This is a genomic window from Kitasatospora sp. NPDC001683, assembly GCF_053596495.1.
The window spans coordinates 23,797-39,563 of the sequence record NZ_JBSFGK010000039.1; the positions used below are offsets into that span (position 1 = coordinate 23,797).

Annotated in this window: 11 protein-coding genes; 9 read left to right on the forward strand and 2 right to left on the reverse strand. The window is 73.1% G+C overall.

The genetic code is table 11. From position 1 onward, the window contains the following. Positions 1 to 20 precede the first annotated feature (20 nt). On the reverse strand, positions 21 to 599 hold the full coding sequence (locus tag ACWCYO_RS21520; protein WP_270143777.1) for a bifunctional DNA primase/polymerase: 579 nt from the start codon (positions 597 to 599) through the stop codon (positions 21 to 23). 564 nt (positions 600 to 1,163) lie between these two features. On the opposite strand from ACWCYO_RS21520, the gene nsdA reads away from it, so the two are divergent. The 7 genes from nsdA to ftsH all read left to right on the forward strand — a co-directional run bounded on the left by nsdA (position 1,164) and on the right by ftsH (position 11,798). Then, positions 1,164 to 2,660: a transcriptional repressor NsdA gene (nsdA, locus tag ACWCYO_RS21525; protein ID WP_405000802.1), complete on the forward strand. Its 1,497-nt coding sequence runs from the start codon at positions 1,164 to 1,166 to the stop codon at positions 2,658 to 2,660. 312 nt (positions 2,661 to 2,972) lie between these two features. Next, a complete protein-coding gene (locus ACWCYO_RS21530) occupies positions 2,973 to 4,382 on the forward strand; it encodes an ammonium transporter (RefSeq protein ID WP_270143773.1) in 1,410 nt (469 codons plus the stop codon). Beyond that, positions 4,379 to 4,717 carry a P-II family nitrogen regulator gene (locus tag ACWCYO_RS21535; RefSeq protein ID WP_270143771.1) on the forward strand — a complete coding sequence of 113 codons (339 nt, stop codon included), beginning with the start codon at positions 4,379 to 4,381 and terminating at the stop codon, positions 4,715 to 4,717. Before ACWCYO_RS21530 ends, ACWCYO_RS21535 begins: the two co-directional genes overlap by 4 nt. 144 nt (positions 4,718 to 4,861) lie before the next feature. Beyond that, entirely contained in the window at positions 4,862 to 7,300 is a 2,439-nt protein-coding gene (locus tag ACWCYO_RS21540; RefSeq protein ID WP_449785117.1) for a [protein-PII] uridylyltransferase, read from the forward strand. A gap of 181 nt (positions 7,301 to 7,481) precedes the next feature. Beyond that, positions 7,482 to 9,047 (forward strand): signal recognition particle protein, encoded by a 1,566-nt coding sequence (gene ffh, locus ACWCYO_RS21545; RefSeq protein ID WP_270150985.1) that lies wholly within the window; start codon positions 7,482 to 7,484, stop codon positions 9,045 to 9,047. A gap of 183 nt (positions 9,048 to 9,230) precedes the next feature. After that, complete coding sequence (locus ACWCYO_RS21550; protein WP_270143767.1) at positions 9,231 to 9,755, forward strand: GNAT family N-acetyltransferase; 525 nt, start codon at positions 9,231 to 9,233, stop codon at positions 9,753 to 9,755. Between the two features lie 114 nt (positions 9,756 to 9,869). Further along, complete coding sequence (gene ftsH / locus ACWCYO_RS21555) at positions 9,870 to 11,798, forward strand: ATP-dependent zinc metalloprotease FtsH (protein ID WP_270143765.1); 1,929 nt, start codon at positions 9,870 to 9,872, stop codon at positions 11,796 to 11,798. 110 nt (positions 11,799 to 11,908) lie between these two features. On the opposite strand, the gene ACWCYO_RS21560 is transcribed toward ftsH, so the two are convergent. Continuing rightward, entirely contained in the window at positions 11,909 to 12,613 is a 705-nt protein-coding gene (locus ACWCYO_RS21560) for a class I SAM-dependent methyltransferase (RefSeq protein ID WP_270143763.1), read from the reverse strand. Positions 12,614 to 13,073: 460 nt separating this feature from the next. On the opposite strand from ACWCYO_RS21560, the gene proS reads away from it, so the two are divergent. Together proS and ACWCYO_RS21570 are read left to right on the forward strand one after the other, a co-directional pair. Further along, entirely contained in the window at positions 13,074 to 14,486 is a 1,413-nt protein-coding gene (gene proS, locus ACWCYO_RS21565; protein ID WP_270143761.1) for a proline--tRNA ligase, read from the forward strand. A 424-nt stretch (positions 14,487 to 14,910) separates the two neighbouring features. Next, complete coding sequence (locus ACWCYO_RS21570) at positions 14,911 to 15,489, forward strand: hypothetical protein (RefSeq protein ID WP_270143760.1); 579 nt, start codon at positions 14,911 to 14,913, stop codon at positions 15,487 to 15,489. The last annotated feature ends 278 nt before the right edge of the window (positions 15,490 to 15,767 follow it).

Consider the following 15,767-nt stretch of genomic DNA (forward strand, 5'->3'; position numbering starts at 1 on the left):
GGATTCCTGTGCCCGGATCCCTACGAGGCCATCCAGGCCGGCTCGGCGGTGCGCTCGCGGCTGCGGTGGCAGGCGTAGGCGAGGGTGCCGAGCAGCAGCCGGGCCTCGGGGGGGCAGCCGGCGTTGTCGCGGGTGGGGCGGCGCAGCCAGCGGACCGGGCCGAGCTCGCCGAGGACGGTGGGCGGGGCGGCAACGCAGCTGCCCTCGCCGTGGCAGGCGAGGTCGAGCGCGGCGTCGTCCCAGCCCATCCGGTACAGCAGGTCGGGCAGGCGGCGGGCGGTGCCGGCGGCGACCAGGAACTGCATCCGGCCGGTGGGAGGCGCGAGCACCGGGCCGATCTGGGTGCCCATCCGCTCCAGCCGGACCAGCGCCTGCAGGCCGGCCTGCTCGGGGACGTCCAGTACGTCGAAGGCGCGGCCGGTGGGGAACAGCACCGAGCCCGCGGTGCCGCCGGCCGTCTCGCCGGTGGCCACCGCCCACCCCCAGCGGCCGGTGTACTCCGCGGCGGCCTGGGACGCGGTGACCTTGGTGCGGCGGCGTGCGCCCAGCGGTGCCAGCCGCAGGTGCCCCAGTCGAAGTTCGCCGAACAGGTTGTCCATGCCTCCCCCAACAGGTTCTCGTTGCCGATGGTTACGGGATGGTGACTGTGTGTTGATTGTCCGTTGCGTGGTGCGTTGTGCGGTGGCGGCGCGCAGCGCTTGGCGTGCGCCTGTTGCGATGGTGCGCCTCGGGCGCCGCCTTGTGGGGGCGGCGCCGATGCCGGATCGTCGTGTGCGCGAGGCGGTCGCCGTCCCGAGTGGACGGCGAAATCGCTTGTGACTGCGGTCGATTGCGGGGTCTTCCGGGGCTGGCCGGGGGACTTGGCGGCCCGCATATGCCGGACCGTCGCGACTACCTAGTGAAGCGTGTGCCCCCAGGCTTCGGTTCACTCCTGGGGGTGGCGAAAGGTGGCGTTTCGCCAGGGCCGCTCCCACGGGTACCTCGCGGGGCACTACGTTCAGCACACGGACGTCGTCGGGGTACCAGCTCCGAGCCGTCGGGGAACGGGAGTTGGGGATCTGACACACCGTCCACGGACGATGGCACACCAGTGCGACGAGGCGGAACGCGACACCTCGGGCACGGCACGTCTGGCAAGAGCCCGCAACCGTCGGGCGGTCACGATCGGGGGCCCCGCAGGGGCCGGGCGGGATGGGGACGTTCCCATGGCAGAGAAGCAACCCAACGAGAAGCTGACCACGTGGTTCGCCCGCAGTGGCTGGTCCAAGGGCGAGTTGGCCCGCCAGGTCAACCGTCGGGCCCGGCAGATCGGCGCCCACCACGTGTCCACCGACACCTCCCGGGTGCGCCGCTGGCTGGACGGCGAGCAGCCCCGGGAGCCGATCCCCAAGATCATGTCGGAGCTGTTCTCGGAGCGCTTCGGCTCCGTGGTCTCGATCGAGGACCTCGGCCTGCGTGCCGCGATCCCGGTCTCCACCGTCGGCGGCGGCGTGGACCTGCCCTGGAGCGGCCCGCAGACCGTCCAGCTGATCAGCGACTACTCCCGCAGCGACCTGATGCTCAACCGCCGGGGCTTCCTCGGCACCTCGCTCGCGCTGACCGCCGGCGCCGCGCTGATCGAGCCGATGCAGCGCTGGCTCGCCCCCGGCCCGACCGGCGTCCCCACCCCGATCCTCACCGCCGCCAACGGCGGCGAGGCGTTCACCGGCCGGCTCTCCGAGCCCGAGCTGGAACTGCTGGAGCAGACCACGGTCATGTTCCGCCAGTGGGACGCCCAGAACGGCGGCGGGCTGCGCCGCAAGGCCGTGGTCGGCCAGCTCCACGAGGTCACCGACCTGCTCCACGAGACGTACAACGAGGACACCACCAAGCGGCTGTTCCGGCTCACCGCCGAACTCGCCCACCTGGCCGGCTGGATGTCCTACGACGTCGGGATGCACCCGAGCGCCCAGAAGTACTACGTGCTGGCCCTGCACGCGGCCAAGGAGGCCGGCGACCGCCCGTTCGGCGCGCTGATCCTCACCGACATGAGCCGCCAGATGATCCACCTCAACCGGGGCGAGGACGCCCTGGAACTGATCCACCTGGCCCAGTACGGCAGCCGGGACACCGCCACCCCGCGCCAGCAGTCCCTGCTGTACGCGATGGAGGCGCGCGCCTACGCCACCATCGGCGAGGTCAACCGGTGCGCCCGGGCGATCCGGCTGGCCGAGGACACCTTCACCGACATCCGCGAGGGCGACGGGGACCCGGACTGGCTGAAGTTCTTCTCGCCGGCCGAGCTGAACGCCGAGAACGCCCACTCCTACCGCGACCTCGCGTACCACTCGGACAACGCCCAGCTGTACGCCTCGCTGTCGGCGCCGGTGATGGAGCGGGCGGTCGACCTGTTCCGCCAGGACGAGGACCACGTGCGCTCGTACGCCTTCAACCTGATCGGCATGGCCAGCGTGCACCTGCTGCAGAAGGAGGCCGAGGAGGCCGTCCGGTACGCCGAGCAGGCGGTGGACATCGCGACCAAGGTGCGGTCGGAGCGGCTGAACTCCCGGGTCCGCAAGACCACGGAGGCGGCGTCCGCCCGGTTCCAGGGCGTGGACGCGGTGAGCCGGCTCAAGGAGCGGGTGGTCCAGGACATCCCCGAGTTCGTCTCGGTGGTCTGAGCGACCCGGCTGCCAGGACTCCACCGACCGTGACGGCCGCCGCCGTCACGGTCGGTGGCCTTTCCGGAAGTCCTTTCGGTGGCCCTTCGAGCCGCGGCCGTGCCGTGCGGCGGCACGGTAGCCCATCCGGCCCAGCGGCCGGGCCGCGGTTCACGCGCCCGTAACCCGCGCGTCGCACGCGTCACCGCCGCGAAACAACCGGCCGCACTGGCCGAAACCAGGCTTCGGCACTCTCCTGTTCATCGCCGACACCCCGGGTGGCACGGGACAGGTACCCGGGGGTGGAGCGGCCTTCACGCAGAGGAGACGCCGATGCCGGACGGCTTCAGCGCGGGCGACACCGCCTTCGTGCTCATCAGTGCGGCCCTGGTCATGGTGATGACCCCGGGCCTGGCCTTCTTCTACGGGGGCATGGTCAGGGCCAAGAGCACACTGAACATGCTGGCGATGAGCTTCCTCTCGCTCGGCATCGTCAGCGTGCTCTGGGTCCTCTACGGCTACTCGCTCAGCTTCGGGCCCGACGCCTTCGCCGGACTCATCGGCAACCTGGACTTCCTCGGGATGCGCGGCATCGGGCTGAACGAGCTGACCGGGTCGATCCCGGTGACGGCGTTCGCCGTCTTCCAGCTGATGTTCGCGATCATCACCCCGGCGCTGATCAGCGGCGCCATCGCGGACCGGGCCAAGTTCTCCGCCTGGGGCCTGTTCATCGCGCTCTGGGTGACGGTCGTCTACTTCCCGGTCGCGCACTGGGTGTTCTTCGTCGACAACGGCCAGGGCGGCTGGCTGGGTGACAGAAACGGTGTGATCGACTTCGCCGGCGGGACGGCCGTGCACATCAACGCCGGTGTCGCGGGCCTCGCGCTCTGCCTGGTGCTGGGCAAGCGGATCGGCTTCAAGAAGGACCCGATGCGCCCGCACAGCCTGCCGCTGGTGATGCTCGGCTCCGGGCTGCTCTGGTTCGGCTGGTTCGGCTTCAACGCGGGCTCGGCGCTGGCCGCCAACGGCGTGGCCGCGATGGCGGTGGTGAACACCCAGGTCGCCACCGGCGCGGCGCTGGTCGGCTGGCTGGTCTTCGAGAAGCTCAAGCACGGCGCGTTCACCACGCTGGGCGCCGCCTCCGGCGCGGTGGCCGGTCTGGTCGCGATCACCCCGGCCTGCGGCTCGGTCAGCCCGCTCGGCGCGGTGGCGATCGGCCTGATCGCGGGCGCGGTCTGCGCCGCCGCCGTCTCGCTCAAGTACCGCTGGGGCTTCGACGACTCGCTCGACGTGGTCGGCGTGCACGCGGTGGGCGGGGCGATCGGCTCGCTGCTGATCGGCCTCTTCGCCACCGGCGGGGTCGGCCAGACCGCCAAGGGCCTGTTCTACGGCGGCGGGCTGGGGCAGCTCGGCAAGCAGGCGATGGGCGTGGCGGTGGTCGCGGCGTACTCCTTCGTGCTGTCCTGGCTGCTGGCCAAGGCGGTCGACAAGCTGGTCGGCTTCCGGGTCGCCGAGGAGGTCGAGGTGGCCGGCATCGACCAGGCCGAGCACGCCGAGTCCGCCTACGACTTCAGTGCCGTCGGCGCGGGCCTGGCCCGGGCGCTCCCGTCCCTGGGCCTCGGCTCGGCGACCGGCTCTGCGGCTGGCTCTGCGGCGGGGAGCGGGAAGCCTGCCGGGAAGACTGCTGATACTGCTGAGAAGACTGCCCAGTCCGTCGAGAAGACCGAGGTCGACGCCCGATGAAGCTCATCACCGCCGTGATCAAGCCGTACCGCCTGGACGAGGTGAAGGCCGCCCTGCAGGCCTTCGGGGTCCACGGCCTGACCGTCACCGAGGCCAGCGGCTACGGCCGCCAGCGCGGCCACACCGAGGTCTACCGGGGCGCCGAGTACACCGTGGACCTGGTACCGAAGATCAGAATCGAGGTCCTGGTCGAGGACGAGGACGCCGACGACCTGATCGACGTCCTGGTGAAGGCCGCCCGGACCGGGAAGATCGGCGACGGCAAGGTGTGGAGCATCCCGGTCGACACCGCCGTCCGGGTCCGCACCGGCGAACGCGGACCCGACGCCCTGTGAGGCACTGAGCGATCCGGCGGGCCCGCCCCTCACGGGGGGCGGGTCCGCCGGTCGGCGTACCGGCGCCCGGGCCCTCAGAGCCTGCCCTGGCCACGGCCGTACGGGCGTCCAGGATCAACCCGCACGACGGACGGGACCCCGCGCATGACCACCGAGACCATCCCCTCCTCCGACCCCTCGTCCTACGCCGGGGCCCGGGCCGCGCTGCTCGACCGGCCCGGGCTGGCCGGCCGCCCTCGCCGCGCCGCGCTCGCCCGGCTCACCGACGACTGGCTGGCCGGGCTGCTCGCCGCCGCCGGAGCCCCGCCGTCCGGCGTCGCGCTGGTCGCCGTCGGAGGCTACGGCCGGGGCGAGCTGTCCCCGCGCAGCGACCTGGACGTGCTGCTGCTGCACGACGGCCCGATCGCCCCCGAACTGCCCGAGCGGATCTGGTACCCGGTCTGGGACGCGGGCGCCAAGCTCGACCACTCGGTGCGCACCCCCGCCGAGGCCCGGGCGGTGGCCGCCGCCGACCTCAAGGCCCAGCTCGGCCTGCTGGACGTCCGCCACCTCGCCGGGGACGCGGCGCTCACCGCCGCGCTGCGCTCCGCGGTGCTCACCGACTGGCGCGCGAGCGCTTCTGCGCGCCTGCCCGAGCTCCGCGAGCTGGGCCGGGAGCGGGCCGACCGGCACGGTGAGCTGTCCTTCCTGCTGGAGCCCGACCTGAAGGAGGCCCGCGGCGGCCTGCGCGACCTGGTCGCGCTCGACGCCGTCGCCGCCACCTGGCTCGCCGACGCGCCCCGGGACGGCCTGGACGCCGCCGCGCTGCGGCTCGCCGACGTCCGCGACGCGCTGCACCTGGCCACCGGCCGGGCCACCGAGCGGCTCAGCCTCCAGGACCAGGACCAGGTCGCCGAGCGGCTCGGCGTGCTGGACGCCGACACCCTGCTGCGCCAGGTCTACGAGGCCGCCCGGACCATCGCCTACGCGAGCGACGTCACCTGGCGGGCGGTGGACCGGGTGCTCGCCGCCCGGTCCGGCCGGGGCCGCCGCACGGGCCGGCCGGTCTTCCGGTTCACCGGCGCCGGGCGCGGCACCGGCGCGGTCGCCCGGGGCGCGGTGGCGCGCCGCCCGCTCGCCGAGGGCGTGGTCGAGCAGGACGGCGAGGCGGTGCTCGCCCAGGCCGCCCGCCCGGCCGCCGACCCGGTGCTGCCGCTGCGCGCCGCGGCCGCCGCCGCGCAGAACGGGCTGACCGTCTCGTACGCGACGGTGCGCCGGCTCGCCGCCGAGTGCCGGCCACTGCCGGTGCCCTGGCCGGACGAGGCGCGCGAGCAACTGGTCACCCTGCTGGGGGCGGGCGAGGCGGCCGTCCCGGTCTGGGAGGCGCTGGAGGCGGAGGGCCTGGTCACCAGGCTGCTGCCGGACTGGGAGCGGGTGCGCTGCCGTCCGCAGCGCAACGCGGTGCACCGCTGGACGGTGGACCGGCACCTGGTGGAGACGGCCGTCCGGGCCGCCGCGATGACCCGCCGGGTGGCCCGGCCGGACCTCCTGCTGGTCGCCGCGCTGCTGCACGACATCGGCAAGGGCTGGCCCGGCGACCACAGCGAGGCCGGTGAGGTGATCGTCCGCGACCTGGCCGCGCGGATGGGCTTCCCGGCCGAGGACGCCGAGACCCTGGCGGTGCTGGTCCGCCACCACCTGACCCTGGTCGACACCGCGACCCGGCGCGACCCGGACGACCCGGCCACCGTCGAGACGATCACCAAGGCGGTCGGCACCCTGCCGGAGCTGGAGCTGCTGCACGCGCTCACCGAGGCGGACGCGCTGGCCACCGGCCCGGCGGCGTGGAGCAGCTGGCGGGCCTCGCTGGTGGAGGGCCTGGTGGCACGGGCCGCCGCGCAGCTGGCCGGAGGAGGGGGCGCGCCGGTGGAAGCCGCGCCGAGCGCCGAGCAGGAGCGGCTCGCGGTCGAGGCCGCGCGCACCGGTGCTCCCGCGCTGTCGCTGCTGGCCCAGGCCGAGGGGGCGGACCCGGGCGTCGAGCCGATGGGCGTCGAGCTGACCCTGGCCGTCCCGGACCGGCCCGGGCTGCTCGGCACGGTCGCCGGGGTGCTGGCGCTGCACCGGCTGACCGTCCGCTCGGCCGGCCTGCGCGAGCTGGACCCGATCGGGGCGGGCCCGGTGCTGCTGCTGTCCTGGCGGGTGGCCGCCGAGTTCGGCGAGCTGCCGGAGGCGGCCCGGCTGCGGGCCGACCTGCGCCGGGCGCTGGACGGCTCGCTGGACGTCTCCCGCCGCCTCGCCGAGCGGGACGCCGCCGCCCCGCGCCGCAAGGGCATCCCCACCCCGCCGCCGTTGGTCGCGGTGGCGCCCGCGGTGGCCTCGGCGACCGCGACCGTGCTGGAGGTCCGCGCGCACGACGCCCCCGGGCTGCTGCACCGGATCGGCCGGGCGCTGGACGGGGCGGGCGTCCGGGTGCGCACCGCGCACGTCTCCACGCTGGGGGCGGAGGCCGTCGACTCCTTCTACCTGACCGATCCGGCGGGCCGTCCGCTCACCGCCGGGCGGGCCGGGGAGGTGGCGGCGGCGGTCCGGGCGGCGCTGGGCTGAGGGGCGGGGGTGCGGGGCCGGTCCGGGGCCGGTGCCGGGCCGGTTCGGGGTCGGTCCGGGGTTGGTGCCGGGCCGGTCCGGGGGCCTTCCGTACGGGGGTGGAGACCGTACCCGGGGTGGCCGGATACCCTGGGGGACGACGACCGTACCGATACCGATGCCGCAGAGGACCCGCGCCGACGTGTTCGACACCCTTTCCGATCGCCTCGCAGCGACGTTCAAGAACCTCCGGGGCAAGGGCCGCCTGAGCGAGGCGGACATCGACGCCACCGCCCGCGAGATCCGCATCGCGCTGCTGGAGGCGGACGTCGCGCTGCCGGTCGTCCGGGCCTTCATCAAGCAGGTCAAGGAGCGGGCGCTCGGCGCCGAGGTCTCCGGAGCGCTGAACCCGGCGCAGCAGATCATCAAGATCGTCAACGAGGAGCTCATCGCGATCCTCGGTGGCGAGACCCGCCGGGTGCGGTTCGCCAAGAACGGCCCGACGGTCATCATGCTCGCCGGTCTGCAGGGTGCCGGTAAGACCACCCTCGCCGGCAAGCTCGGCCACTGGCTGCAGAAGCAGAAGCACACCCCGCTGCTGGTCGCCTGCGACCTCCAGCGCCCGAACGCCGTCAACCAGCTGCAGGTGATGGCGGAGCGGGCCGGCGTGGCCTTCTACGGCCCGCAGCCGGGCAACGGCGTCGGTGACCCGGTGCAGGTCGCCAAGGACTCGATCGAGTACGCCAAGCAGAAGCAGTACGACGTCGTCATCGTCGACACCGCCGGCCGCCTCGGCATCGACGCCGAGCTGATGCAGCAGGCCGCCGACATCCGCGCCGCGGTGAACCCGGACGAGGTCCTGTTCGTCGTCGACGCGATGATCGGTCAGGACGCGGTCACCACCGCGCAGGCCTTCCTCGACGGCGTCGACTTCACCGGTGTGGTGCTCTCCAAGCTCGACGGCGACGCCCGCGGTGGTGCCGCCCTGTCGGTCGCGCACGTCACCGGCCGGCAGATCATGTTCGCCTCCAACGGCGAGAAGGTCGACGACTTCGACGCCTTCCACCCGGACCGGATGGCCTCGCGCATCCTGGGCATGGGTGACGTCCTCTCGCTGATCGAGAAGGCCGAGCAGACCTTCTCGCAGGCCGAGGCCGAGAAGATCGCCGCCAAGCTGCGCGGCGGCCCGAAGGCGTTCACCCTGGACGACTTCCTGTCGCAGCTGGAGCAGGTCCAGAAGATGGGCTCGATCTCCAAGCTGCTCGGCATGCTGCCCGGCATGGGCCAGATCCGCGAGCAGATCAACAACATCGACGACAAGGACGTCAACCGGGTCGGCGCGATCATCAAGTCGATGACCCCGGCCGAGCGTGCCGAGCCGGAGCTGATCAACGGCTCCCGCCGGGCCCGCATCGCCAAGGGTTCGGGCGTCCAGGTCGGCGAGGTCAAGAACCTGGTCGAGCGGTTCTTCGACGCCCGCAAGATGATGTCCGCGATGGCCTCCGGCAAGGGCATGCCCGGCATGCCGGGGATCCCGGGCATGGGCGGCGGCGCGAAGAAGTCCGCCAAGAAGGCCCCGCAGGCCAAGGGCAAGCGCAAGAGCGGCAACCCGCTGAAGCGCGCGCAGGAGGAGGCCGCGGCCGCAGAGCGCCGCGCGCTCGGCGCGGGCGCCGGTCAGGGCTCGGGCGACGGCGGCGCGTTCGGCCTCGGCGCGGGCAAGGGCCCGGCCGACTTCGAGCTGCCCAAGGAGTTCAAGGACCTGCTGTAGTCCGCTGCGGTCTGCGGTCCTCGGTCCGAGTGTTCTTGATCGACTTCGCTCGGTCCTGTCAGGCTCTGACAGGCCCTGATTGGTCCTGATCGGCCCGCCGTCCGGTGATCTCCGGGCGGCGGGCCGATCGTGTCCGAGGTGGGTGCCGTGTCCGGGAACGCCTCCGTGTCCGATGATGTCGGCATGCGAGTGATGATCAGGGCCCCGAGGGCCGAGGACGAGGTTCTGTACGCGGCGGCGGTCCGCCGGTCCGCCGAGCACATCGGGCGGTGGAACCCGGTCGAGCCCGACGGGCTGCCGGAACTGCTGGACCGCCAGGGGTCGGGCCTGCGCACCTTCCTGATCTTCGACCGGGAGACCGGCGGGCTGGTCGGGAAGGTGAACGTCGCCAACATCGTGATGGGCCGGTTCTGCAACGCCACACTGGGCTACGACTCGTACCTGCCGTTCGCCGGCACCGGGCGGATGTCCGAGGGCCTGCGGCTGGTCCTGGACCGCTGCTTCGCCCCGCAGTCGGCCGACGGGCTGGGCCTGCACCGGCTGGAGATCAACGTGCAGCCGGAGAACGAGCGCTCGATCGCGATGGCCAAGCGGCTGGGCTTCCGGCACGAGGGTTTCACCCCGCGGATGCTGTTCCTGCAGGGGGACTGGCGCGACCACGAGCGGTTCGCGCTGACCGCGGAGGAGTGGCCGGGCTCCGCCGCCTGAGCACCGCCGCCACGGCATATCCGCTGGTCGGGGGCCTCGGCGGGGAAGCGGCCGGCCGGTCGGGCGCGGCGTTGCGGGTGGCCCGTCCGAGCGCCTGTCCGTATCGTCCGGTGGGTGACCGAACCCGTGCCGCCGCGCCAGACCCCCGACCAGCCCTGGCGGTCCGAGGGCGCCCCGCCCCCGCCACCACCCCGCCGCCGGATGCCCGGCGGCTGGACGGGCCTCGTCCTCACCGCACTCGTGGTCTTCCTGATCTCCGACCTGCTGCTGTCGTTCTTCGGCAACCAGGGCGCCACCACGATCTCCTACACCGAGTTCAACAACCAGCTGAACAAGGGCAACATCACCAAGATCTACGCCAAGGGCGACGCGATCGAGGGCACCCTCAAGAGCGCCCAGCCCAAACCCGACGGCGGCAAGGGCGACTACACGGAGTTCGACACCCAGCGCCCCTCCTTCGCGGGCGACAACCTGTGGGCCACCCTGCAGCAGCAGGGCGTCGAGGTCACCGCCACCTCGCCGGTCCAGCAGCGCAGCTTCCTCACCAACCTGCTGCTCTCGCTCGCCCCGATGCTGCTGCTGGTCTTCGTCTGGGTGCTGCTCGCCCGCCGGATGGCCGGCCGCCTCGGCGCCGGACCGCTCGGCCGCAAGGCCCCGCCCAAGCCGGTCACCGCCGAGCAGGGCAAGCGCACCACCTTCGCCGACGTGGCCGGCATCGACGAGGTCGAGGCCGAACTCACCGAGGTGGTCGACTACTTGAAGAACCCCGAGCGGTACCGCAGGCTCGGCGCCAAGATGCCGCGCGGGGTGCTGCTGAGCGGCCCGCCCGGAACGGGCAAGACCCTGCTGGCCCGTGCCGTGGCCGGCGAGGCGGACGTGCCGTTCTTCTCCGCCTCCGCCTCCGAGTTCATCGAGATGATCGTCGGCGTCGGCGCCAGCCGGGTCCGCGAACTTTTCACCGAGGCCCGCAAGGTCGCCCCGGCGATCATCTTCATCGACGAGATCGACACCATCGGCCGCCAGCGCGGCGCCGGCGGCGGCATGGGCGGGCACGACGAGCGCGAGCAGACGCTCAACCAGATCCTCACCGAGATGGACGGCTTCACCGGCTCCGAGGGCGTCATCGTGATCGCCGCGACCAACCGGGCCGACGTGCTCGACCCGGCGCTGCTGCGCCCCGGCCGCTTCGACCGCCGGATCACCGTCAGCCCGCCCGACCGGGAGGGCCGCGCGGCCATCCTGCGCATCCACACCCGGACCGTCCCGCTGGCCGGCGGCACCGACCTCCACCAGCTGGCCAAGGTCACCCCCGGGATGACCGGCGCCGAACTCGCCAATCTGGTCAACGAGGCCGCCCTGCTGGCCGTCAAGCGGGAGCAGGACGCGGTCAACGAGCGGGACCTCTCGGACGCCCTGGAGAAGGTCCAACTCGGCGCCGTGCGACCACTGGTGATGCCGCAGGAGGAGCGCGAGCGGACGGCGTACCACGAGAGCGGGCACGCGCTGCTGGGCATGCTCCAGCCGGGCGCGGACCCGGTCCGCAAGATCACCATCGTGCCGCGCGGCCGGGCCCTCGGCGTCACCCTCTCCACCCCGGAGAACGACCGCTACTCGTACACCGAGCCCTACCTGCGCGGCCGGATCATCGGCGCGCTGGGCGGGATGGCGGCCGAGCAGGTGGTCTACGGGGTGATCACCACCGGTGCGGAGAGCGACCTGGAACAGGTCACCAACATCGCCCGCGGAATGGCCGGGCGCTGGGGGATGAGCGAGCGGGTCGGGCGGCTCACCGCGGTGCCCGCGGACGTGCAGGGTGCCGGTGCGTACGGGCTCTCGGCGGCGCCCACCACGCTGGACGCGGTGGACGAGGAGGCCCGGCGGATCGTCGCCGAGTGCTACGAGGACGCGGTGCGGATCCTGACCGAGCAGCGGCACCGGCTGGACGCGCTGGCGGCGGCGCTGCTGGAGGCGGAGACGCTGGACGAGGAGGCGGCCTACCGGGCGGCGGGGGTGCCGCGGGGGACGTCCGACCAGGAGGCGTGAACCACGGATCCGGGGGCGCTCGCCGTTGTGGCGGGCGCCCCCGGTTTCGGGTGTTCGGTTACTGGTGTTCGGTTACGTGTGTCCAGGTTCGTGTTTTCGGCTCCGTGCCTTCAGCGCGGGCGCTCGGCGATCAGGTAGCGGAACACGTTCTCCATTCGGACCGAGCCGTCCGGGCGCAGGTACGGCTGCAGCGCCTCCTCCAGCTCCTTGGCGACCAGCGGGGCGCCGGAGAACTCCTCCGCCGCCTCGAACAGCCCGGTGGACAACAGACCGCGCACCGCGCTGTCGAGGTCCGGATAGGCGAACGGGCAGCCCACCCGGCCGCTGCCGGCCGGGCGCAGGCCGATCGGGGCGAGCAGGTCCTCCAGCGCGCCCGGTGCGCTCAGCTCGAACGGATCGCGCGCCGTGGTCCGCCCCGCCATCCGGCGGGCCGCGTCCAGCACCGACGCGCTCTCGCAGCGCTCCGGCGGACCCCAGGCGGCGAGCACCACGTGTCCGCCCGGGAGGGTCAGCCGGGCGGCCTCGGCGACCACCCGGCCGGGCTCGGCGGCGCCGGGCAGCTGGTCGAAAACCGTCACCAGCGAATGGGCCGAGCGGGGGACGGCGGCGGTCGGCCGGGCCCCCGCGCACACCCGCAGCCGACGGCCCCGGGCCAGCTCGCGCAGCTCCTCCCGCGGCTCCTGCCCGGCGACCTGGGCGCCCCGCCCGGCGGCGAGCAGCAGGGCCAGTCCGGAGCGGCAGCCCAGGCCCAGCACACTGCTCGCCGGGCCGACCTCCAGGCGGTCGTACACCGCCTCGTAGAGCGGCACCAGCATGCGCTCCTGGATCTCCGCCCAGTCGCGCGCCCGCGCGGGCCCCACGGCCCCCTGCAGCGGGTGGTGCGGTCGTGCGCCCGTCGGTCGCGTGTCCGCCGGTCGTGCGGTCGTGCCGGTCGTCCGAGCTGAAGCCATCGCGGCCTCCCATCCGGTCCTTCGGTGTGCTGCTACGGCTCCCCCAAAGTCCCGCCCCACTCCAGCGAACAGCGGGTCGGGCCCGGCGTCCAGAGGGGTGCAGGGTGGTGCGCCCGTGTCGCGGTCGTGCGCCCCCTGCGGGTGGCGTCCCGCGACTGCGGGTGTCCGCCCCTTCCTGCCGGTGCCCTGCTGCGGGCGTCCTCCTCGTCCCGCGGGCGTCCTCCATGTCCCGCGGGCGTCCGGCTCCTCCCACGGGTGTCCGGCTCCTCCCGTGGGTGTGATGGCGATTCGAAGTGAGGGGGTCGCGCCCCGTACCATTCCGCTCATGGCTAAGGCACCCGTTCTCACCCCTCAGGCGGAAGACTTCCCGCGCTGGTACCAGGACCTCATCAACAAGGCCGAACTGGCCGACAACGGTCCGGTGCGCGGCACCATGGTCATCCGACCGTACGGCTACGGCCTGTGGGAGCGGATGCAGCAGGAGATGGACGCGCGCATCAAGAAGGCGGGCGCGCAGAACGCCTACTTCCCGATGTTCATCCCGCAGTCCTACCTGACCAAGGAGGCCGAGCACGTCGAGGGCTTCGCCCCCGAGCTCGCGGTGGTCACCCACGGCGGCGGCAAGCAGCTCGAGGAGCCGGTCGTCGTCCGGCCGACCTCCGAGACGATCATCAACGAGTACTTCTCGAAGTGGGTGCAGAGCCACCGTGACCTGCCCCTACTGATCAACCAGTGGGCCAACGTGGTCCGTTGGGAGCTGCGCCCGCGCGTCTTCCTGCGCACCACCGAGTTCCTCTGGCAGGAGGGCCACACCGCCCACGCCACCTACGAGGACGCCCGCGACTACGCGTCGATGATCCACACCCAGGTCTACGGCGACTTCATGACCAACGTGCTCGGCATCGACGTCGTGCTCGGCCGCAAGACCGCCAAGGAGCGCTTCGCCGGCGCCATCAACACCCTCACCCTCGAGGGCATGATGGGCGACGGCAAGGCCCTGCAGATGGGCACCAGCCACGAGCTGGGCCAGAACTTCGCCAAGGCGTTCAACACCACCTACCAGCTGCAGGGCGCCGAGCGCGAGCACGTCTGGCAGACCTCCTGGGGCGTCTCGACCCGCATGGTCGGCGGCCTGATCATGTCCCACGGTGACGACAACGGTCTGCGGGTGCCCCCGCGCCTGGCCGCGGTCCAGGCCGTGGTGCTGGCCATCAAGGGCGACGACGCGGTCATCGCCAAGGTCCGCGAGATCGGCGCCCAGCTGGAGGCCGCCGGCATCCGCGTCGTGGTCGACGACCGCACCGACACCCCGTTCGGCCGCCGCGCCGTCGACTGGGAGCTCAAGGGCGTTCCGCTGCGCATCGAGGTCGGCCCGCGCGACCTGGAGAACGGCACCGCGATGCTGGCCCGCCGCATCCCGGGCGGCAAGGAGCCGGTCTCCATCGACGCCCTGGCCGCGCTGCTGCCGGGCGTCCTGGAGGAGGACCAGGCGCTGCTGCTGCGCCAGTCCCGCGAGCGCCGCGAGGCCCGCACCGTCGATGTCAAGACCCTGGACGAGGCCGTCGAGGCCGCCGCGACCGGTTGGGGCCGGATCGCCTGGGCCGACCTCGGCGCGGAGGGCGAGGCCAAGCTGGCCGAGCAGGGCGTCACGGTGCGCTGCATCGTCGCGGCCGACGGCTCGGTGCCGCAGGCGGACGACCAGGACGGCAATATCGCGATCGTCGCGCGCGCGTACTGATGCCGGTCGCCTTGTCGATCGCCTTGTCGATCGTCGGCAGGTAATGACCGTTACCGGCGACATTTGCCCGGAATGCGGATGGGTAAGAATCCGGTAACTCTGTCGGAGGATCCGCGAAGCGGACATCCCTACTGGCCGGTCAACTGCCGGTATTAACGGAATAGCGGTACGGTGTACGGCCCGTGGCCCTGTCAACTTCGGCGGGTCCACGGGCCGTACGTCCTGGGGGCGACAGCCCGCTCCCCGGACGGAATTCACGAGGCCCGCCGACGTTACGGCGGGCCGAAACCGGCAGGGGGTTGGTCTTGCGTCAGATCCGGAACGCGCAATTCGCGCGCAGTCGTGCATTCCTGGGAGTTCCCTGGGAATTCCCGGAGAACGGGAACATGCGGAACATCGGCTCGCTCTGCATCGTTGGTCTAGCGTGAGCACGACACAGCCCCTCGTCCTCGCGGCCGAACTGGCCGCCGCCTGGAGTGACATCCAGGCCTACCACCAGGACCTCCCGGACCTCGCCTCGCCCGAGGCGCTGATCGGCGAGTCCTCCTCGGCCTGTGGCACCCGGCTCGGTTTCGAGCGGCTCCTCCACGAGGCTGCCCACGGTCTGGCCGCGGCCCGGGACATCCGGGACACCTCGCGCGCCGGCCGCTACCACAACCGGCGCTTCCTGATGCTCGCCTCCGAGCTGGGCCTGGCGCACCCGGTCGAGCCGCACGCCAGCAGCGGCTTCTCCCAGGTGACCATGCTCAAGGAGACGCAGGAGCGCTACGCCGACACCATCGAGCGCCTGGACCGCGCCCTCGGCGCCCACCAGGAGGCGGTGGCCGGCGACGGCACGAACCGCGCCTTCCGCGGCCCGGCCGCCCGGCACGGCTCCTCCGGGGGCGGCGTCCGGGTCAAGGCGGTCTGCGGCTGCGGCCGCAACGTCCGGGTGGTGCCGTCGGTGCTCGCGCAGGCGGCCATCGTCTGCGGCGCGTGCCAGCAGCCGTTCAAGATCGCGTAATCCGGGGCCGGGACCGGTCGGCGACTGTGCGGGCAGTCGGCGCGGCCGGGGCGATCGGCAGCGGTGACATCGGTGACATCGGTGAGTCTGTGGGCTGACCGGGAGCGGGGGCTCCCGGTCGAGCCCTGGGCTCCGCGTGCGACGGCCGAGGCGCCGTCGGGGGCTCCGCGCGTGATGGCCGGGGCGCCGTCGGGGGCTCCGCGCGTGATGGCCGGGGCGCCGTCGGGGGCTCCGCGCGTGATGGCCGGGGCGCCGTCGGGGGCTCCGCGCGTGATGGG